This window comes from Kushneria pakistanensis (assembly GCF_014652795.1).
GTDB classification, from domain to species: domain Bacteria; phylum Pseudomonadota; class Gammaproteobacteria; order Pseudomonadales; family Halomonadaceae; genus Kushneria; species Kushneria pakistanensis.
On sequence record NZ_BMZM01000006.1, the window covers coordinates 1 to 16,990 of the forward strand.

General features: G+C 59.6%; 29 protein-coding genes. 18 read left to right on the forward strand and 11 right to left on the reverse strand.

What is annotated here, in order from left to right:
* Positions 1-9: 9 nt before the first annotated feature.
* The 11 genes from IE123_RS15770 to IE123_RS15820 form a co-directional block, all read right to left on the reverse strand.
* Entirely contained in the window at positions 10-351 is a 342-nt protein-coding gene (locus tag IE123_RS15770; protein WP_189520000.1) for a hypothetical protein, read from the reverse strand.
* Between the two features lie 290 nt (positions 352-641).
* On the reverse strand, positions 642-908 hold the full coding sequence (locus IE123_RS15775) for a hypothetical protein (protein WP_189520002.1): 267 nt from the start codon (positions 906-908) through the stop codon (positions 642-644).
* Positions 909-1,248: 340 nt separating this feature from the next.
* Positions 1,249-1,476: a hypothetical protein gene (locus tag IE123_RS15780; protein WP_189520003.1), complete on the reverse strand. Its 228-nt coding sequence runs from the start codon at positions 1,474-1,476 to the stop codon at positions 1,249-1,251.
* Positions 1,477-1,479: 3 nt separating this feature from the next.
* Positions 1,480-1,713, reverse strand: coding sequence for a ribbon-helix-helix protein (locus IE123_RS15785; protein WP_189520005.1), 234 nt, complete (start codon positions 1,711-1,713; stop codon positions 1,480-1,482).
* 54 nt (positions 1,714-1,767) lie between these two features.
* Complete coding sequence (locus tag IE123_RS15790) at positions 1,768-2,412, reverse strand: nucleotide-binding protein (protein WP_189520007.1); 645 nt, start codon at positions 2,410-2,412, stop codon at positions 1,768-1,770.
* A 155-nt stretch (positions 2,413-2,567) separates the two neighbouring features.
* A complete protein-coding gene (locus tag IE123_RS15795; RefSeq protein WP_189520009.1) occupies positions 2,568-2,822 on the reverse strand; it encodes a hypothetical protein in 255 nt (84 codons plus the stop codon).
* A 388-nt stretch (positions 2,823-3,210) separates the two neighbouring features.
* Positions 3,211-3,495 carry a hypothetical protein gene (locus IE123_RS15800; protein WP_189520010.1) on the reverse strand — a complete coding sequence of 95 codons (285 nt, stop codon included), beginning with the start codon at positions 3,493-3,495 and terminating at the stop codon, positions 3,211-3,213.
* 72 nt (positions 3,496-3,567) lie between these two features.
* Positions 3,568-3,891 carry a hypothetical protein gene (locus IE123_RS15805; protein ID WP_189520011.1) on the reverse strand — a complete coding sequence of 108 codons (324 nt, stop codon included), beginning with the start codon at positions 3,889-3,891 and terminating at the stop codon, positions 3,568-3,570.
* 349 nt (positions 3,892-4,240) lie between these two features.
* Positions 4,241-4,675 (reverse strand): helix-turn-helix domain-containing protein, encoded by a 435-nt coding sequence (locus IE123_RS15810; RefSeq protein ID WP_189520012.1) that lies wholly within the window; start codon positions 4,673-4,675, stop codon positions 4,241-4,243.
* Positions 4,672-4,959 (reverse strand): hypothetical protein, encoded by a 288-nt coding sequence (locus IE123_RS15815; protein ID WP_189520013.1) that lies wholly within the window; start codon positions 4,957-4,959, stop codon positions 4,672-4,674. Before IE123_RS15815 ends, IE123_RS15810 begins: the two co-directional genes overlap by 4 nt.
* Before the next feature lie 104 nt (positions 4,960-5,063).
* Positions 5,064-5,702, reverse strand: a complete 639-nt coding sequence (locus IE123_RS15820; RefSeq protein WP_189520014.1) for an XRE family transcriptional regulator — start codon at positions 5,700-5,702, stop codon at positions 5,064-5,066.
* Between IE123_RS15820 and IE123_RS15825 the strand changes: the two genes are divergently transcribed.
* The 18 genes from IE123_RS15825 to IE123_RS15905 all read left to right on the forward strand — a co-directional run bounded on the left by IE123_RS15825 (position 5,701) and on the right by IE123_RS15905 (position 16,990).
* Positions 5,701-6,069, forward strand: coding sequence for a hypothetical protein (locus tag IE123_RS15825; RefSeq protein ID WP_189520015.1), 369 nt, complete (start codon positions 5,701-5,703; stop codon positions 6,067-6,069). The genes IE123_RS15820 and IE123_RS15825 overlap by 2 nt on opposite strands.
* Positions 6,066-6,644: a hypothetical protein gene (locus IE123_RS15830; RefSeq protein ID WP_189520018.1), complete on the forward strand. Its 579-nt coding sequence runs from the start codon at positions 6,066-6,068 to the stop codon at positions 6,642-6,644. Before IE123_RS15825 ends, IE123_RS15830 begins: the two co-directional genes overlap by 4 nt.
* On the forward strand, positions 6,641-7,090 hold the full coding sequence (locus IE123_RS15835) for a hypothetical protein (RefSeq protein ID WP_189520020.1): 450 nt from the start codon (positions 6,641-6,643) through the stop codon (positions 7,088-7,090). Before IE123_RS15830 ends, IE123_RS15835 begins: the two co-directional genes overlap by 4 nt.
* Complete coding sequence (locus IE123_RS15840) at positions 7,090-7,419, forward strand: DUF1064 domain-containing protein (RefSeq protein ID WP_189520022.1); 330 nt, start codon at positions 7,090-7,092, stop codon at positions 7,417-7,419. Before IE123_RS15835 ends, IE123_RS15840 begins: the two co-directional genes overlap by 1 nt.
* Position 7,420: 1 nt before the next feature.
* Positions 7,421-7,840 carry a hypothetical protein gene (locus IE123_RS15845; RefSeq protein WP_189520024.1) on the forward strand — a complete coding sequence of 140 codons (420 nt, stop codon included), beginning with the start codon at positions 7,421-7,423 and terminating at the stop codon, positions 7,838-7,840.
* Positions 7,841-7,872: 32 nt separating this feature from the next.
* On the forward strand, positions 7,873-8,013 hold the full coding sequence (locus IE123_RS15850) for a hypothetical protein (protein WP_189520026.1): 141 nt from the start codon (positions 7,873-7,875) through the stop codon (positions 8,011-8,013).
* A gap of 94 nt (positions 8,014-8,107) precedes the next feature.
* The gene (locus IE123_RS15855) at positions 8,108-8,248 is read left to right on the forward strand and encodes a hypothetical protein (RefSeq protein WP_189520028.1); all 141 of its coding nucleotides are present in this window, start codon (positions 8,108-8,110) and stop codon (positions 8,246-8,248) included.
* Complete coding sequence (locus tag IE123_RS15860; protein ID WP_189520030.1) at positions 8,241-9,227, forward strand: Acb2/Tad1 domain-containing protein; 987 nt, start codon at positions 8,241-8,243, stop codon at positions 9,225-9,227. The genes IE123_RS15855 and IE123_RS15860 overlap by 8 nt, the downstream gene beginning before the upstream one ends.
* A complete protein-coding gene (locus tag IE123_RS15865; protein WP_189520032.1) occupies positions 9,224-9,388 on the forward strand; it encodes a hypothetical protein in 165 nt (54 codons plus the stop codon). The genes IE123_RS15860 and IE123_RS15865 overlap by 4 nt, the downstream gene beginning before the upstream one ends.
* Before the next feature lie 81 nt (positions 9,389-9,469).
* Positions 9,470-10,726: a tyrosine-type recombinase/integrase gene (locus tag IE123_RS15870; RefSeq protein WP_189520034.1), complete on the forward strand. Its 1,257-nt coding sequence runs from the start codon at positions 9,470-9,472 to the stop codon at positions 10,724-10,726.
* A gap of 229 nt (positions 10,727-10,955) precedes the next feature.
* Positions 10,956-11,246, forward strand: coding sequence for a hypothetical protein (locus IE123_RS15875; protein WP_189520036.1), 291 nt, complete (start codon positions 10,956-10,958; stop codon positions 11,244-11,246).
* Positions 11,233-11,703: a lysozyme gene (locus tag IE123_RS15880; protein ID WP_189520038.1), complete on the forward strand. Its 471-nt coding sequence runs from the start codon at positions 11,233-11,235 to the stop codon at positions 11,701-11,703. Before IE123_RS15875 ends, IE123_RS15880 begins: the two co-directional genes overlap by 14 nt.
* Positions 11,700-12,149 (forward strand): hypothetical protein, encoded by a 450-nt coding sequence (locus tag IE123_RS15885; RefSeq protein ID WP_189520040.1) that lies wholly within the window; start codon positions 11,700-11,702, stop codon positions 12,147-12,149. Before IE123_RS15880 ends, IE123_RS15885 begins: the two co-directional genes overlap by 4 nt.
* Complete coding sequence (gene lysC / locus IE123_RS16355) at positions 12,034-12,285, forward strand: Rz1-like lysis system protein LysC (RefSeq protein ID WP_373295812.1); 252 nt, start codon at positions 12,034-12,036, stop codon at positions 12,283-12,285. The genes IE123_RS15885 and lysC overlap by 116 nt, the downstream gene beginning before the upstream one ends.
* 311 nt (positions 12,286-12,596) lie before the next feature.
* Positions 12,597-13,148, forward strand: a complete 552-nt coding sequence (locus tag IE123_RS15890; protein ID WP_268246974.1) for a DUF1441 family protein — start codon at positions 12,597-12,599, stop codon at positions 13,146-13,148.
* A 10-nt stretch (positions 13,149-13,158) separates the two neighbouring features.
* Positions 13,159-15,159: a terminase gpA endonuclease subunit gene (locus IE123_RS15895; RefSeq protein ID WP_189520044.1), complete on the forward strand. Its 2,001-nt coding sequence runs from the start codon at positions 13,159-13,161 to the stop codon at positions 15,157-15,159.
* Entirely contained in the window at positions 15,156-15,374 is a 219-nt protein-coding gene (locus tag IE123_RS15900; RefSeq protein ID WP_189520046.1) for a hypothetical protein, read from the forward strand. Before IE123_RS15895 ends, IE123_RS15900 begins: the two co-directional genes overlap by 4 nt.
* Positions 15,371-16,990 (forward strand): phage portal protein, encoded by a 1,620-nt coding sequence (locus IE123_RS15905; protein ID WP_189520048.1) that lies wholly within the window; start codon positions 15,371-15,373, stop codon positions 16,988-16,990. Before IE123_RS15900 ends, IE123_RS15905 begins: the two co-directional genes overlap by 4 nt.

Genomic DNA, 16,990 nt, shown 5'->3' on the forward strand with positions numbered 1-16,990 from the left:
CTTTTTCGTTCAGCTTTCGTCGTTTGCAGATTGATCAGGGAACAAGTTCAGCTGCATTGCCTGGTATTTTTGCTCCATGTCCTGCCGCAGGGCGTGCTTTTCATACTTCCAGCGGTTCAGCTTGCGTCCGCATTGGCTTGCCTCCCTTGCCGCCGTTTGGTATCTGGCAATAGATTCCAAGCACTCACGCTCAGGGCTTACGGGCTTCTGACTGGTCACGACGCTTTGTCGATTCATCTTTTCACCATGATGAAGGTGCGGAAGATGGTCGCCATGAGCCGAATATTTTTCACCACCCTCAATTGTCAAAATGTTTGACAGTATGAGCGTGCCAATAATAGTATTGCTCATGCGGTAAGGTTACCTTACGCAAAGAAGCCAGCCTCTCAGTCAAGTGCAGCAAACACTTGTACAAGCAAAAGAGTCTGAGCTTTTTTTGTGTCTATAGGTTCCTTACAACGACCAAGCCGCTTTAGGTTTGAAGACGAGGGGAAACTGTGGAAGGTGCCCCCCTCGTCTAGCTCAAATGTCTGAATAAAGACAGACATCGCGGATTGTAACACACAATTTGTGTCATGATGTCAAACTTTCCTTTCTTATCAGTTGCTTCTTTCTCCTTTCGATAATCCCTCTAACTAGTTCTATCGAAAAGTTTTCCTTTCTGGCAGGCGCCGTCGCTCGATCATGTAGCGCCAGACCCTTTCTGCCGTCTGGGGCTTGTTAATGCCAAAGCGCATCATTCGTTCGTAATAGTCAAGGCCCAGCAGATTCTGAAGGCGTTTATCACCGTTGCGGGCGTCGGCCTGCATCACATCGATAAGCCATGCGCCGATGCGCGCAGTTTGCGATCGCATCGCTTGTGCTTGGGCATGTCCGCGCCATTTTTCCGCGATCGTGCGTGGTGGCATGTCGGTATACCGTTATCAAAAGGCTTTAACGAGACAACCATGTCCGTTCAACACGGTTGATTTTCGCCCACAAAAAAACGAGGCGCCAATAGCGCCCCGTTTTGTTTGTTGACCGCCTACCCTACCTGAGTAGTGATCGGTAGACCGTGCTGCGCACGAGTGGCGTGCAGCTTTCAAGGAAAGCGATCAGCTGCGCAGTTGGCAGTTCGCGGATGCGGGTTAGAGGCGTGCGCGCAACAGTGCTATAGTCTCGTTCTGACATGATTAATCCATCCCCATGGTGAGTTGTGTCGCGGCCGTCGGGAGGTGAGAGTCCTGGCGGCCACTTTCTTTCCTGTGCTTACAACCAGTCCTTTAATGGGACTCTCGGTGGCTTTCCCCCTCCCCTTTGAGTGCCTTCTTCGTACGCTACGTTCATCAAGTACATGACGTCATATACTTGTTCATCGGTCAGATCGTTGAGCCCTGGCGGAAAGAACGCTACTGCCTTCCCTTCTTTTGTCAGCACTATCCCTTCGGGATCGTCGCGGGAAATAGTGATATCTTCTGGTATCAATACATCGTTCATTTGTTATGCCCCCTTCTGCTTTAGCCACGCATCGAGCGCCTGCTCGGCAATTTCCTGCTGGCTGATGTCGTTCTCGACGGCGTAGATCTTGATCCGCTTGATCAGTGCCGGCGGCAGTCGTGCGTTAAACAGTACCCGATCGGTGTCAGACGGTGTGCGGGTGTTGGTGTTTGCCGTGTGGCTTTGTGAGAGTGACGGCGGCGCGCCCTTCCCGGGCTTGCGTGTGGGTCCGACCATGATGGCCTCCTGAAATATGAAATATTGAAAGCATGAAAACATGCTTTCATTACATCAAGCGGTGAGCGCTTCGAAGCGATTAATCACGGACTGGATAACCGTTTCGGCTTTTTTGCGCGGCGCCGGGTGCTGACATTCGATGATTGACTGGCCCAGATCCTGCGCGCGACGGAATGCCGTTTTTTCGGGCACTTCGCCGTCGGCAACGTGATAGGGGGTCTGGCTCAGGTATTCGCGGGCCTCGCGGATCTCGACGGCACTGTCGCCTGCCTTGGAAAGTACAAGCACGATACGGCTGGCAGGGATGCGGTTTTTCTCGACGAGCGTGTGAGCCAGCAGTACGGCGGGCACCAGATCGTCCAGGGAGAGGCTTGTGGGAATGACGACAAGGTCAGCGGCTTTGGCAGCTTCGACCGTGGCCTCGCTGGCATGCGGGGCGCCGTCGATGACCAGCAGGTCATGCTGATCAGCAGTTTTCAGCGCGCGTTGAACGCTGCCGAATGACTCGACCGCGATGACCGGCTGGATGTTGTTATCCAAACGGCGCTGATGCCAGGCAACTGTGGATGCTTGCTTGATATCCAGATCCGCGATCTTGACGTTCCAGTCGCTTTTGGCAAACGCAGTGGCAATAGCGCGAGCGAGTGTTGATTTACCCGGGCCGCCTTTCTGCGAGCAAACGGCGATGATATTTCCCATGGTGATGATGTCCTGATGTGAGAGCGGGACATGCAAACATGAAAACATGCTTTCATGTTTGCTGTAGTGTCACGTCAGAATATACGCGGGTCGGTAGGCGTGCAAGCATGTTTGTTTGTTTTCATGTTTTCATGAAAACAGGCGGCAAGGGAGGATCAGGCGCTGCCTGTTGCGAGCCGGGAACACTCGTTGTCGAGCGTCTGTAACTGCCGAGTCAGCATCGAAGCAAGGGCAGCGATATGCTGCAGATCATCCGGACTAGCTTCACCATCATCCAGCGCTCGTGAGGCCAGTGATTCGATGCCGGCAGCAGTGGCCTGAGACTGAATGTTCTGTACGTGGATGCGTCGACGATCGCAGAGCGAGAGGGGCAGGGCGGTAGCGACGGATGCGGCTTGATGGTCAGGCATGATTCCCCCAGGCAGACGGGGCTCGCCATATGGTGGCGAACCGTGCACGGGTAGCAGACCGGGAGAGATACCGAAACCCGGCGCGCCCGTGGGCGCCCCGCACACGGCCGCCTCAGCTCAACGGCGGCGCGCAAGTAGGCGCGGCGCGCGATGATGGGCTCGTGCGTCGGTATCTCTGTTCGGGCTGCTAATCCCGGCCGCTAATGTGTAGCGGCATGGGAAAGGTACGCGCAGGGGAGTGGGGCGTCAACGAAGGCCAGGCGGCAAACAGAGACACTAAGCGTGCTTAACTCGTTGAATGGTGGATAATAATTTAGCGGTAACGGATTGTTACAAAGGAAGGGAAAACATGCTTTATTGAAAGCATGTTTTCAGGGGTGGGAGGCCATCACGTGGTAATGCGGTCGGTCTTGTCGAGGGGGCGGGCAGATAGTGCCCGGGATGGATGAAGCAGGCGGCCGCTGTCGTCCCGGATCGGTGCCGATTGTTCGCGGCAGTATCTGATCGCGCTGGATTCAGCGTGTGTCAGCCCGGTGGCTCTCACGTATACCCGGCGACGTTTTATGATCTTGCGCCCTGTCGCTCGATAGCCGACCGTCACGACATATGGCCACGGTTTTTCCGGGTCGCTGTGCAGCGGATGGTCAGCGCTCAATCCCTGATGTATTTCCATGGTTGGCATGCTCCAAAATGGCAAAAATTCATGATTATTCTTCTTATCTTGAGTTTTTGAGCAGGAACCTTTTCAGGCTGTTTTAGGGCTTGCCCAGACCTGAACGGCGCTTTCTTCGGTGAAGTGAACCGAGAGCAGAATCCATCCATCACCAGCCGGTGGCGTCAGAGGCCAGTCACTGATGTTCGGATCGCCCAACTCGAAAAGGGAGTGAGCGGCGGGGCAATCATCTTCTTCGCCTTCCAGATCTCGCGCCGTCACTTCGATGCCGTGATGGTCTTTCCACGCTTTCCATTCATCTGGGGGAACGCTTTCACGATCGCCCAGCAATTCATCCATTAGCGGATGCGTCCACTGGCCCATCTCATCGCGTGTCACTGTGGCTGCTTCGATCATCGGTGCTGCTCCTGTGGTGGTTAAAACGGGCATGTGCCGTCGGGTGCGTAGAGTTCCTGAAAATCGTCAATGTCGGGGATTGGTTCGACGTAGTGCAGGCAGCCCCGGCTACCGCGTCGATGCGGCCATGGCTTATGGCCAGGTCTTTCCAGTGCTTGCCCATCGCAATGGCAGGTCTGGTATCGCCAGCCCTTCCGATCGGCCCACTGATCAATGCGCAGGGTTCCGGTTTGCCCGCATCGGCGGCAGCGGGGCGGCCGGGTGTATTCGTCCGGCGCTTTCTCTTTCACCTGCCGCGCACCGCAGGCGCGGCAACGGCAGTAACGGCGACGGTAGATGCGGGCGATCATCACGCGTACCTCATCATGACGCTGTCGATATCCGGCAGATCTCCCCCGCCGTTTGTGTTGTCGCGGCGGATGCGAGTGATACGGGCGGATGACACCGGGGTGCGGCTGCGCTGGGGTACGCGTGTGGCGCTCATGTGGTCTACAAAGCCAGCACCGCCGGAGGCGATGGCCAGTATCAAACACAGCGCCCGAGGTGCCAGAACGTTCAGAACGAATGCGCGGGCGATCATGTGCGACTTTGAACGGGCGCCGAGTTTGGCTGTGATGTTCGACTCAATCTGGCGCATCTCGACGCGAGTGATGTTCAGCGCCTGCTCGATCTCGCTGGGCTTGCGACCATCAGCCAGCCATGTCAGCACCAGCTGCTCGTCGGGCAGCAGGTTTTGTCCAGGCAGGCCGATGACGTCATCACCGGTCAGGCGTGCATCACTCATGACTGCGCCCCCTGTGTCAGATGGCCGACCAGCCCTTCGATTTCCTGATGATGATCATCAATGCGGTTTTTCAGTAGCCCGAGCGCGACACAAAGGTCGCCAAGATCCTGACCGGACAGCTCTTCGCCGCTATCCAATGCCCGCTCGGTGATCGCTTCGAGCCCGGAGGCGATCGCGCGAGTCTCTTTAAGCATCCCGCAGAGCTGGCGGGTGCCACGGATCAGGCAGGTCTGTGTTGTGGTGGCCGGCGTCAGCTGGCTGATGGGGGTGATGGCGTTTGACATGTGCGGCTCCTTGTCTCGTTATGAGACATAGTGACACAAAATGTGTCAGAGGCAAGCACAAAAAAACCGCCTCAAGGGCGGCTTTTGAAGAGCGGGGGGAGGCTTTAACGGTCGTGTGCGATGCGTGCAACCCGGCCGATGATGCGGATATTCCCGATGTCCGGCGTTTGCCATGGGTCGCCGCGTTCGGCTTTAACCGTGGCGCTGCCGTCCGGATGACGCTCTATCCAACGGATCACGGCCTGATTGTCGATCAGGATGGCGTAAAGGTCCGTGCCTGTTGGCGTCTGCTGGCTGCGATCGATCAGCGCTTCATCGCCCTGGGCGAAAATGCCGGGCATGGCGTCATCGCCGGTATTGCGTATCGACAGGCACTGCGGATCTTTCAAACCGCGTCGGTTTAGATAGTCGATGCTGTAGGCGGTATCGCTGGCGGCGTTATCAACGCGAGCGCTACCAGCGTTCGTTGCGATCGTGTGGCGCGCCGCAGTGATATAGCGCCCGCTGACCGCAACACTGTTCTGCCGATCATCGGACCAGCCCACAATCCATGCCGGTGATACACCGAGACGATCGGCGACCATCGCGATCTCGTCCAGCTTGGGCGAGCGAAACCCCACTTCCCAATTGGCATAACGCCCGCGTGAGAGCTGAAGAAACTCAGACATCTCCTGCTGGGTCATGTCGTGTTCGCTGCGCAGCTGAGCCAGCCGGCCGGCGATGACATCGGTGGTTGTTGACATGGGCTTCCTCGATTTTTCGTCGGACGCTGTCAATATCGGCGCCATTTTGAGTCTAGTTTACACAAAATGTGTCAACGAGAAACCGTCAAAACCTTGCAGATACGGCTGTTCAGGCATTATGCTGTCACAAAACGTGACAACGGATAATGAAGACGTGACATTTCGCGAATGGGTCGACAACTCTGGCGGCATTGAGCAGGCGGCAGCCCTGCTGGGTGAAAAGCCGCGCACTGTTCGCAGCTGGTACGAGTGTCGTCGCCGGCCGCGATCTGAAAGCGCAGAGAAAATCATCAGGATCAGCGGTCATCAGGTCGACTATGCGGGCCTTTATGGCCCGGTCGAGGCGCTAAAGGAGCCTGCCCGATGACTGCATTCATTCATCCCGCCAATTTCCATCAGTTACCCGCAGTACAGCAGGTTTTGGAGCGTTTCGCCCTAACGGGTTATGCGCGTCTGTCGCTGCTGTTGGAGCAGCTGGCGGATGCCGCCGACTCGTTCATAGAAGACGCCGACAGTCAGGTCGGAGCGACGTGGGAGCAGTGGGGCGAGCTGCTGCATGCGCCGGAGCCGGAGCAGGTGCTGGGCGAGTTCTTTGAAGCGCTGGCGGAGGCCGGGCTGATCAAGCTGAACGTGACGGGTGACCGGGCAACGATCGCCAGCCATGCGGTCGCTTGGACGCGTCCGGGGCTATCGCCGGAGCTTTATACATCGGCCGAGCAGTGGGGCGCATGGTTCGAGCGCGAGATGTCATGCCCGCCGCGCTATGCGCACTCCGAGGGCTACCAGCAGTTTTATCGCCGCTGGATTGCCTCAAACGTGACCACACCTGAGATGGCCGAGGCCGTTAATCGTGCCATCGCGGCCGCTGCCGGGGTGGAGCCCGCTGCGCTGCAGCGCCATCTGTCAGTCATCCGCAAAGAGAAAATCGAGGGGGCACGATGAATTTCATTGGCATTGCCGGCAGTCGATGCGACCAGCGCCAGAAGATGGCCGACCAGATCACCAGCGCTGCGCGGGAAATGGGCGGCGGACCGCGTCGGATGATATGCCACGCGCTTTATGACCCCAAGCCACGCCATGCGACCAGCGAGAAGATGCGCGCTGATCGTGTGCGCGAGCTGATCGAAGACATGGTGGGCATGAAGTTTGATGGCTGCGTGTTTTCCCAGGTCTATACCGAGTCCGAGGCGGCAGTCATCCGCGAGCATGGCGGGGTGATCTGGCACCTGCAGGGCCAGCCCAGCGATCAGGTCATGATCAGGCGCGGCGATCTGATGATCACGCTGACGCCCGGCGGGGATCGGCACTATGTCGACGCTATCGAGGCGCTGTCGGAGATCGATCTGCAGGAACAGCGCGCCCATCGCCGTGAAAGGATGACCGCGTAATGGGTTCGCCGATCCGGCACAGCGTCCGGCGCCGCAGCAAGTACGGCAACAAGCCGGCCATGGCTGACGGTATCCGCTTTGATAGCAAGAAGGAGCGGGACTATTACCAGCGCCTGCGTGTGATGCAGGACTCCGGCGCGGTCGTCATGTTTCTGCGTCAGGTGCCGCTGCATCTGCCGGGCAATATCCGCTACGTGCTGGACTTTCTGGTGTTCTGGGCTGACGGCACGGTCGAGTGGATCGACGTTAAAGGCATGCGCACGGATACCTACAAGCTGAAGAAGGCGCAGGTCGAGGACATTTACCCCATCACGATCACCGAGGTGTGACGTGGCCCGGCGCGCGCGTAGTCGACTCGATGACGTTCTGGATGCGTGGGCCTGCTGGCTCGCCCAGGGCGAAGGCGCGCAGCTGATCGGTAGCAGTCAGCTGGGGCGTCTGATGGATGGCGCCCTGCCCGGTTCTGGCGGCAGTGCCGATGTGGTGTGTATGGCGGCGTTCCCGATCGAGGAGCGCGTGGAGGCGGCGGTCATCGGTATTGCGCGCGAGGATCTGTTAACGGCGGACGTGTTGCGCCTGGAATACAACGCTGCGTTTGAGCGCGTTTGCGATCGGCGCGGTATCGCCCGATATGAGCCATCCCGGGCGGAGCAGGTACACAAGGCGCTGCTGCTGGATGTCTCGGTGCGCACCTACAAGCGCCGGCTGGCCAGCGCACGCGAGCTGATCGAGCAGCGGGTGCTGGCGTGAGCGTTAACCGCGTGTTTCGCGTGGAGGTGGTCATGGTGGAGACCGGCGAGGTGCGCGGCTTCTACATGGTTTCCAGTTCGATCAGCACGCTGGAGGAAGCGCACGAACGCGCGGCATTGCAGTTTGGTCCCGGCCGGGTGCTGGGCGTAAAGAAAGCAAGTATGAAAACATGAAAGCATGAAAGCATGAAAGCATGAAAGCAGGCAGGGGCTAAACCGCGCGCCAACGCGCCCTGTCACTGACGAAACCGACACGAGAGGTAGCCTCATGAGCCGCGAAACCGACATCCAGCGCTGTCAGCAGCGTATTGCCCTGCATACCGATAGCGTCACCGATCCATGGCCCCAGCAGCGTCTAAAGCCAGCGGCCCACTGGCTGCTGGAGCAGGGAGGACAACCCCATGAATAAGACATATCAGGAGCTTTGCGACGAGATCACTCTGCTACGGGAAGAAAATGCCGAGCTGAGGGAGGGTAAGGCGTCTGTGAGCAATGGTCAGGATGTGCATCTATCGAAGAAACCAAGAGGGAGTGGCATGGCGTTCGGAGAGTTCAAAAGCTATCGAAAGGTTGAGGGTAACGTCACAGCCTTTAAACACTTTGCGTCGGCGCAATCTGGTAAGACGACTCGCGCTGCCGGATTGGTGCGGTTTTGGCTTGAGCGGGGTATTAAAGGAGCGCTGGCAGTCCCGATCAAACCTTGGTTCTATCGGCACGCGTTCAAATTTTCAGAGGAATACTGCATCGGCGGTCTGGATAGACTTTTGCAGCAAGCGGACCAGTTGAACGCACTTGTGATCGATAATCCTGAAAGATTTCCGAACGCAGAAGGGGACGTCGTAGAGCTAATGTTGGCCAGGCTGCATTCAAGCGAGCAGGCCCGGGTTGTTCATGGCTTTTATCGGTCAGAGCCCGGGCAGCTGGTAGAGCTGACAGAAGGCTGGGAGCCCGTCGAGTATCCGCTGGCATCCGTTCCTCGTTTTGAATGGCCGCATGAGAAGAAGCCCATTCATGAATTAAGCATCGATCGTCTCGTTACGGCACATGCGCTGGAGGGCGATACGGGCGACATGAATCTGATGGTTTTTGCGCGTGGTGAGTACAGTGCTGGCGGCGCGCAGAACCATTACCAGATTGTCGAAAAGCACCCTGAAGGCTGCCAGTGGCTGGTCGGGGAAGTCAATTTTCAGGATGGAAACCCGGCGATCAGGGGCGTCAATGGGGTGACATTGGAGGCGGTGCTGGCGTGCTGTCTTGATCGACTTGAATGCTTCCAGCGCGGGCCATTCGCCAATAACTACAACGCCGCTGCCTTACAGCATATCGAACAGGCTATGGAGTCGCTTCATGATCGCGTGCGTGAGCGTGACCAGGAGGTGGCCAAGTGAAAACCATCAAGCACTATCACTGGGGGCTGCCGGGTCCGTTGCGACTGTTCGGGGCGGGTTACTGGCTGGGAATGGGCGCGACTCTGGGCGTTGTGACAGGTTCCGGCATCTATGCGCTGCTCGACGTCTTTGTGACGTGGCTGGCACATCTTTTCGCATAATCCATTAATGATCTAACGCAACGGCTCATGCCCGGGCGTTAACGGCACCCGCATGGGGCCGTTGCGCCCGGAGCGCTGCCCATGAGCCAGACCCTTAGCGTTAACCTGTCCGATGCCGTCATTCGCCGGCATATCAATGACCCTTCCATTCGACAGCTGAAAGATCCGCGCTACCCGCTGCGACTGCGCTTCAATGCCGATCGCACCCGGGCGAGCTGGCATGTCATCAAGTACGCATCCGGCGGGACCCGCTGGCGCAAGGCCGGGGCATGGCCGGATCTATCGACCAAGGCGCTGTTATCGCGTTTACCCGAGATTCAGGCCGAGCTGGCGGTGAATCCTCATTCCGCGCGTGTGCGGGTATCGACGTGGGAGAGCGTGGGCGACGTACTGCGCTGGTATCAGGAGCGCACCGCAAAAAATGCCCGGCTATCGAAGACGCGCAAGGCGACCATCAAAAGCGCCATTCATCGGCACCTATTGCCCCTGCTGGATGAACAGCCGATCCAGACCCTGAACCATGCCACGCTGGATGAAGCGCTGATCTGGCCCCTGCAGGCGCGTCTGGCCCTTTCGACCGTTCGTCAGGTACTGGCCGTTTTAAAGCAATCGTTCAAGCAGGCCCACAAGCTGGGTCTGATCGAGACCAATCCTACCGGCGCCGTTCGCTTTGGTGACTTCATTGATGCGCGCATTGCGCCCAGAGCAGGCGTGTTTCGTGTTGATCAGCTGACCGATCTGATGGAGCGACTGACCCGAACCGATAACGAGCCGCGCGTGATGATCCTGCTGATGCTGCTGCACGGCACGCGATTGGGTGAAACACGGATGGCGCGTTGGCGTGATGTCGATATCGAACGGACAACATGGACCCTGCCCGAGCAGCACACCAAGCCCCGTCGCGAGCATCGTTTGCCGTTGACCGATATGGCAGTGGATCTATTGACCCGATACCGAGACTGGCAGCGGGAGCGCGGTTATACCGGTGTGTATCTATTCCCATCAGCTGGCAGGTATCACGGATCGCCCATCACATCAGTGACCGCGTGCCATTGGGTCCAGTCCGTCAGCGATAAACGCTGGTCATCACACGATCTGAGAAAGCTGGCCCGGACATCATGGGCGGATCTGGGTATCGATTACATGGTGGGCGAGCTGCTGCTGAATCACGCGCTGTCGAAACTGGATCGCACCTACATTCATACCTATGTCGAGCGGCAGGCGCGGGAAGCACTGGAGCGTTATCACGACTGGCTTTTGGGCTACGGCCTTCATGATGCTTTGGCCGAGACGACGCCGAGACCGACGCGAAACCGTAGAGCCATGCGACGACGATAACCGCGCTGGCTGAAACGGAATCGGATTATCTATCGCAGAGGAGTATATTTCGGGCACTCAAAAACAAGCGTGACAAATTGTTGCAAAACGTGGCACTTAGGTTTATCGTTCGCGTCATGGTGGTTTGGTGCGTCAGGCACGGCCGTCTGTTCCCTTGAATCCTGCAAGTCTCCTTGTCACCCGGTCCATTTGGATCGGGTTTTTTTATGCCTGTCATTTGGAGCAGCAAATGAAGATCGACTCGGGCCGCGTGATCGCATATGGCGGCGGCAGTGGCATAACGGCGGTGTCGTCGAGCGCCAAGGCCGCTGACATTGGCATCACCCCAACCCCGGGCGATGTCATGACGCTGTTGAATGCGCCACTGGTGCAGTTCGGAGGGGTGCAGGTTGTAGTAGCAGACATTGTCAGCATCGCAGGTGTGGTGCTGGTTCTGGCCCGGCTGTCGTTTGACGTCTGGAAATACATCGATATGCGGCGGCAGGTGCGCAGGCAGGGTGGCCAGAATGAGATTCAGTAAAACGCTAAGCGGTGCCGCTGGTGCTGGTGTGATCGCACTGGCCATGACGATCGTGCCCTATTACGAGGGCACGGAGCTGAAAAGCTATCAGGATGCAGTCGGGAAGTGGACGGTCTGCACCGGGCATACGGAGACCGCCGCACCGGGTCAAACGAAAACGCCCAAGGAGTGCGAGGCGCTACTGGCCAGCGATCTGGGCACGGCGCTGGCTGCTGTTGATCGACAGATTGATGCAGACATCCCCGACACGACCCGTGCGGCGCTCGTGTCGTTCACGTTCAATGTGGGCGAGGGGCAGCTGCAGCGCTCGACGCTGCGCAAACTCATGAATCAGGGGCGCATCGTTGAGGCCTGTCACCAGCTGCCCCGCTGGGTTTATGCCGGCGGGCAGCGTCTGCGTGGTTTAGTAAAGCGCCGGGCAGATGAAACCAAGATGTGCCTGGAGGGTGTCGAGTGAGACTGCAAATTATCGGGGGTGGCGTGCTGATGCTCGCCACCCTTTTTGCGTGTTGGCGCTGGGACGTTGCCAGCACCGAGCGTGACGCGGCGCAGCGGGAAGCGCAGCAGGCAAACGACAGGATCGCCGAGCAGGCGCAGTCGCTGTCGATGCGGGACGGGGTGATCGAGCAACAGCAACAGCAGGCGGCCCGGCTGGTCGAGATCGACCGAGGCATACAGTCATTACGCCAGACCGTCGACAAGCAGGGGGCGGGTCATCGGGCGGCAATTGAGGAGCTGAAGCGCAATGATGCGAACGTTCGGGACTATCTGCGCGGGGGCGTGCCTGATGCTCTCGGGATGCACTACCAGCGCCCCGGTACAACAGACCCGGCCGCTTATCGTCGAGACGGGGGCGGCATGTCCTCTAACGCCATGCCATCTGCCAGCGCGGTCGCCGATTGAGTCGAACGACGATTGGCCCGCTGCTGTAGATGATCTGGAAGACGCGCTGTTGACCTGCGCTATTCAAGTGCGGGGGTGCATCGACCGGCAAAACAGCGGCAAAGAATCAGAGCAAGACCAAGGCGCCGGGCAATGATGCCCGGCTTTTTATGCGTTCGCTCAACCATAAGTGACTGTTCTGAAATGACAAATAAAAGGCGCGATGCACGGCCGGCGGCGGTCACGGGTCCCTCTGGCGCCACAAATTGAACGCACGGTCGTCAGGCCCGCGCGGTTTGCGTGTTTTTCGGTTTTCGGATTTTGGGTCCTTTCTTCCATGAATATTGCCAGTTTTTCACGCGGTGGAATTTGTCGGAGTCCGCATGGCATCTGAAAAGTGCCACCGACGGAAAAGCTGGAATGGCTGGAAATTACCGGTCATCCAACCCTGAACGGTGATGCGCTCCCATGAAGCTAAACAAACGCGAGTACGCGGAAGCCCGGGGCGTGTCCGAACGAACAGTCACCAACTGGATCAAGCAGGGCCTGCCATGTGAGGGCAGCGGCAAGAAAGGCGATCCGCTGCGCATCACGCTGGGCGATGCGATCGCATGGGAAATCGAGCGCGAAGTCTCCAAGCAGGTCGGCGGTGGTGAGGAAGGCGAAACCACGTTCGACCAGGAAGAGCTGATGAAGCTGCGTGCCGAGCGCCGGGACCGCGAATACAGCGCCGAGCTGCGCAAGATGGAGCTGGCAGTGAAGCAGGGTCAGCTGATCGATCTGGACATGACCGAGCGCGTGCTGGTCGAGGCCATGACCCAGCTGGCCATGATCCTGCGGCCGGTGGGGCGCAAGGTCATTCCCAAGGTCATCACCGCGCGCAACGAGGCCGAAGGACTCCAGATATGGGACGGCGAAGTCACCCGGGCGCTGAACGTCTGCGCCGACATGCTGGAGAGCATAGAAATTCATGCCATACCGGATTCGCAGGATTCTGAAGTCGTCGAGCCGGGCGCTTAGACCGCCGCCGATGCGCGATGCGTGGGAGTGGGCCGATGCCAACCGGGTGCTGCCCCCGGGTAGTCCAGAGCCCGGCCAATGGAACAGCGGCCGCGCGCCATGGGTGAAGGGCATCACGCACGCCATACGTGATCCGCTCTATTCGGCGGTATCGGCGGTCATGGGCGCGCAGATGTCGAAAACCGACGGCGTGCTGTTGAACGGCATTGGCTGGCGAATGGACGACGACCCCGGCCCGGTGCTGTACATCGGGCCGACCCGTAAAAACGTCGAATCAGTTTCAAAGGATCGTTTCACCAAGCTGCTGAAGTCGGTCCCGCGTCTGTGGGAGGCACTGGCCAAGGGCAAGAAGGAAACGATCAACGAGAAGTTCATCAACGGGCAGCGCATCGGCTTTGGCTGGGCCGGATCTGCCACCGAGCTGGCGTCGCACCCGTCGCGTGATGTCTTTCTGGACGAACGCGACCGCATGGGTAACAACGTTGGCGGCGAGGGTGACCCCCGGGCGCTGGCCGAAGCCCGTGTCTCCAACTTCATCGACGGCTGCGTCACATCGGTATCGACGCCCACCGTGGGCACGCTGGAAACCGAGACTGACGCCGATGCCGAGCTGACTCGCTGGAAGCCCAGCGACTCGGTGCATTCACCGATCTGGCGCTTGTGGCAGGAAGGCACGCGGCATGAATGGGCGGTGCCCTGTCCGCATTGTCAGCGCTATTTCGTGCCCCGGTTTGAGCTTCTGTGGTTTCCGGACGATTGCACCCCGGGTGAGGCGCTGAAGCAGGCGTATCTGACCTGCCCGCATGATGGCGATCCGATCCTGGAGGACTCGAAAGAGTGGATGAATGATCGGGGCGTGTTCGTCGCCCCCGGTCAGAAGATCACCGGCTTTACCGATGCCGGCGCGCTGATCGAGCAGGCAGGCGAGACCCACACGGTAGCTTTCGGACTGTACCTGTCACCGGATGATGGCAACCCGGAGGCGTCTTTCTGGGTTTCTGGTCTGTGCTCGCCGTGGCGATCGTTTGGCCATCGGGCCAAAACCTACGTGGCTGCGAAGCGCTCGGGCGATCCGGGCCGCATTCAGGCTGCCGTGAATACCGGCTTTGGCGAGCTGTACTCGGTGCAGGGCGATGCCCCGCCGTGGGAGAAGGTCGCGGAGCTGCGCCGGCCATTCGCGTTTGGCGATCTGCCACGCGGTGCCCAACTGGTCATCGCCGGTGTCGACGTACAGGGCGACCGGCTGGTCTACGTGGTGCGCGCCTTTGGCTACAACGCCACGTCGTGGCTGATCGATGCCGGGGAGATCTGGGGTGATACCGAGCATGAACCCGTCTGGCAAGCGCTGGGGGATCTGCTGGAGACCCGCTATCAGCGCATGCCGATTCATCGCATGTTGGTGGATTCCGGCTACAAGCCGGGCGGCAAGTCAGCACCGGTACACATGGTCTATCAGTTCTGCCGACGCCACTACGGCCGGGCGATCCCGGCCAAGGGGCGCCGCCGACAGGACAAGCCGTACAAATTCAGCGACATCGACCAGAAGGGCCACGAGCGACAGCCGCTCAAGCTGATGCTGGTGCATACCCACCATTTCAAATCGTGGGTGCATGCGCGCATTGACTGGCCGGTCGATCAGCCCGGCGCGTGGTTCGTCTCCCAGGATGCGACCGACGACTACTGCCAGCAGGTGGTGTCGGAGGCGCGCATGGTCACGCAGTCCGGCGAGGTGTTCTGGCAGAAGCTGCGCACCGACAACCATTTCTTTGATGCCGAGGTGCTGGCGGCTGCCGGTGCGCATCTGGAGCAGGTCCACCGACTCCCCGACAAGGGCGACATGATGATCGATGACCAGGACCCCGGCGACGGTAACCCGCCGTCAGATGATGACGGCGGCGAACCCGTAACGCCCCGGAAACCGAAACCGAAACCACGCCCCGAACCCGACGCGCCGCCACGATCACGCAAGCGGCGTCGACGGCGTGGGGCGCTCAGCGAGTGCGAGCTATGACGCGACAGGAGCGAGAGCGCATCAGGCGCGAGTTGGCGGCCCTTGAGACAGCGATTCACGACATTCTCGAAGGTGGCCAGAGCGTCACGATCACCACGGCCGGCGGCACACGTCAGGTCACGATGGCCAGTCTGAAAGAACTGTATGCCCGGCAGGCGTATCTGGAACGACGCTTGCGCAGCGGGCCACGGTTTCGGCAAGGGGTCCCGGTATGAAAATGAATCTGGTGGATCGGGCGATTGCCTATTTCGACCCGTCCGCCGGGCGCGAGCGTGCGGTGGCACGAATGCAGATCGAGGCATCGGGCGCCTATGCCGGTGCCAGCCGGTCGCGCCCGTCGCTGAAAAGCTGGTGGACCAGCAGGAAAAGCGCGGACGAGGATCTGAACCCGGAGCTGAACACGCTGCGCTCCAGATCGCGCGATCTTGAGCGTAACAACCCGCTGGCCCATGGCGCACTCAAGACCAAAACGACGTATGTGATCGGCACCGGTCTGCGGCCCGAGCCCAACATCGATGCCGATTATCTGGGGCTGACATCGGAGCAGGCCGAGAAACTACAGGCACAGATTCTGCGCGAGTTCGAGCTGGTGGCCACGTCACCGGAAGGCGACGCCGCGCGGCGGAAAACCTTCTACCAGAAACAGGCGGAGATCTATCACTCCAGCCGCACCAACGGTGATGCGTTTTTGCTGCTGCCGCACTTCGAGCGCGGCGACTGGCCCTACCACACGCGGTTTCAGTCGGTGGAATCCGACCGAGTCTGCAATCCCAACAACAAGCCGGACACCGACAGCATGTCGGGCGGCTTCGAGCTGGACCAGCACGGCGCAACGGATGCCCTGCACATTCTGCAGTGCAGCCCGACCCGGCGATTCGGCAAAGGCAGCAACGCGTGGCAGCGGGTGCCGGTCTATCGCGACAACGGCGCGCGCAACGTACTGATTCTGTCCAATCACAACCTGCGCGCCGGGCAGACGCGCGGCGTGCCGGATCTGGCCCCGGTCATTGAAGTGATCAAGCAGGCCGGCCGCTACGTCGACGCCGAGCTGATGGCGTCGGTCATCTCCAGCAAGTTCACGGTGTTCATTAAGAGCGAGGGCGGCGGCTCGCGTGATCCCTACGCCCCCGGCGGCGCCGGTGATGAAGATTACGACGACGCTGGAAGTGACGACCCGGAAGAGCGCGACCTGCGGCTGGGCGACGGTCTGGTCACCGAGTTGGACGAAGGCGAAAGCATCGAGACCGCGAACCCCGGGCGACCCAACGCGCAGTTTGACCCGTTCGTGACGGCGCTGTGGCGACAGATCGGCGGCGCACTGGGTATTCCGTTCGAGGTGTTGCTGAAGCATTTCACGGCCAGCTATTCAGCCAGCCGTGCCGCGCTGCTGCAGTTTTCGTCCTACATCCTTGTCGATCGGGCCGATGTGGTGGTCAGCATCTGTCAGCCGTATTACGAAGCGATCATCGCCGAGGCTGTTGCTCGGGGCCGGCTGCACATGCCGGGGTTTTTCAAGGACCCGATGATTCGACGCGCTTACTGCCGTGCACTGTGGCACGGCCCGGTGATGGGAGAAATCGACGAGCTGAAAGCGGCCAACGCCGCCGAGAAGCGCCTGAAAATCGGCATCACGACCAACGAGCGCGAAGCCCGGCGCAACGTCGGCGAGAGCTGGTCGCAGATGAACGAGCAACGGCGCATCGAGGAGCGGCGCAAATGGCAGCCATCTGCCCAGGGTGACGGGGCAGAGCCCGATCCGGAGGAAGACCCGGACGACAACGACAACCGCGAAAGCCCGGCCCAGCGCCGGGCTTCTCATTATGGAGGCTGA

Excerpts from the sequence above, each read along its gene's own strand:
- IE123_RS15800 (WP_189520010.1), bottom strand. The coding sequence starts at position 3,495 with ATGGAAATACATCAGGGATTGAGCGCTGACCATCCGCTGCACAGCGAC.
- IE123_RS15795 (WP_189520009.1), bottom strand. The coding sequence starts at position 2,822 with ATGCCTGACCATCAAGCCGCATCCGTCGCTACCGCCCTGCCCCTCTCG.
- IE123_RS15900 (WP_189520046.1), top strand. The coding sequence starts at position 15,156 with ATGACGCGACAGGAGCGAGAGCGCATCAGGCGCGAGTTGGCGGCCCTT.
- IE123_RS15880 (WP_189520038.1), top strand. The coding sequence starts at position 11,233 with ATGAGATTCAGTAAAACGCTAAGCGGTGCCGCTGGTGCTGGTGTGATC.
- IE123_RS15790 (WP_189520007.1), bottom strand. The coding sequence starts at position 2,412 with ATGGGAAATATCATCGCCGTTTGCTCGCAGAAAGGCGGCCCGGGTAAA.
- IE123_RS15860 (WP_189520030.1), top strand. The coding sequence starts at position 8,241 with ATGAATAAGACATATCAGGAGCTTTGCGACGAGATCACTCTGCTACGG.
- IE123_RS15770 (WP_189520000.1), bottom strand. The coding sequence starts at position 351 with ATGAGCAATACTATTATTGGCACGCTCATACTGTCAAACATTTTGACA.
- IE123_RS15785 (WP_189520005.1), bottom strand. The coding sequence starts at position 1,713 with ATGGTCGGACCCACACGCAAGCCCGGGAAGGGCGCGCCGCCGTCACTC.
- IE123_RS15820 (WP_189520014.1), bottom strand. The coding sequence starts at position 5,702 with ATGTCAACAACCACCGATGTCATCGCCGGCCGGCTGGCTCAGCTGCGC.
- IE123_RS15780 (WP_189520003.1), bottom strand. The coding sequence starts at position 1,476 with ATGAACGATGTATTGATACCAGAAGATATCACTATTTCCCGCGACGAT.
- IE123_RS15830 (WP_189520018.1), top strand. The coding sequence starts at position 6,066 with ATGACTGCATTCATTCATCCCGCCAATTTCCATCAGTTACCCGCAGTA.
- IE123_RS15835 (WP_189520020.1), top strand. The coding sequence starts at position 6,641 with ATGAATTTCATTGGCATTGCCGGCAGTCGATGCGACCAGCGCCAGAAG.
- IE123_RS15875 (WP_189520036.1), top strand. The coding sequence starts at position 10,956 with ATGAAGATCGACTCGGGCCGCGTGATCGCATATGGCGGCGGCAGTGGC.
- IE123_RS15775 (WP_189520002.1), bottom strand. The coding sequence starts at position 908 with ATGCCACCACGCACGATCGCGGAAAAATGGCGCGGACATGCCCAAGCA.
- IE123_RS15895 (WP_189520044.1), top strand. The coding sequence starts at position 13,159 with ATGCGCGATGCGTGGGAGTGGGCCGATGCCAACCGGGTGCTGCCCCCG.
- IE123_RS15815 (WP_189520013.1), bottom strand. The coding sequence starts at position 4,959 with ATGTCAAACGCCATCACCCCCATCAGCCAGCTGACGCCGGCCACCACA.
- IE123_RS15870 (WP_189520034.1), top strand. The coding sequence starts at position 9,470 with ATGAGCCAGACCCTTAGCGTTAACCTGTCCGATGCCGTCATTCGCCGG.
- IE123_RS15810 (WP_189520012.1), bottom strand. The coding sequence starts at position 4,675 with ATGAGTGATGCACGCCTGACCGGTGATGACGTCATCGGCCTGCCTGGA.
- IE123_RS15840 (WP_189520022.1), top strand. The coding sequence starts at position 7,090 with ATGGGTTCGCCGATCCGGCACAGCGTCCGGCGCCGCAGCAAGTACGGC.
- lysC (WP_373295812.1), top strand. The coding sequence starts at position 12,034 with ATGCTCTCGGGATGCACTACCAGCGCCCCGGTACAACAGACCCGGCCG.
- IE123_RS15890 (WP_268246974.1), top strand. The coding sequence starts at position 12,597 with ATGAAGCTAAACAAACGCGAGTACGCGGAAGCCCGGGGCGTGTCCGAA.
- IE123_RS15905 (WP_189520048.1), top strand. The coding sequence starts at position 15,371 with ATGAAAATGAATCTGGTGGATCGGGCGATTGCCTATTTCGACCCGTCC.
- IE123_RS15850 (WP_189520026.1), top strand. The coding sequence starts at position 7,873 with ATGGTGGAGACCGGCGAGGTGCGCGGCTTCTACATGGTTTCCAGTTCG.
- IE123_RS15805 (WP_189520011.1), bottom strand. The coding sequence starts at position 3,891 with ATGATCGAAGCAGCCACAGTGACACGCGATGAGATGGGCCAGTGGACG.
- IE123_RS15855 (WP_189520028.1), top strand. The coding sequence starts at position 8,108 with ATGAGCCGCGAAACCGACATCCAGCGCTGTCAGCAGCGTATTGCCCTG.
- IE123_RS15825 (WP_189520015.1), top strand. The coding sequence starts at position 5,701 with ATGGGCTTCCTCGATTTTTCGTCGGACGCTGTCAATATCGGCGCCATT.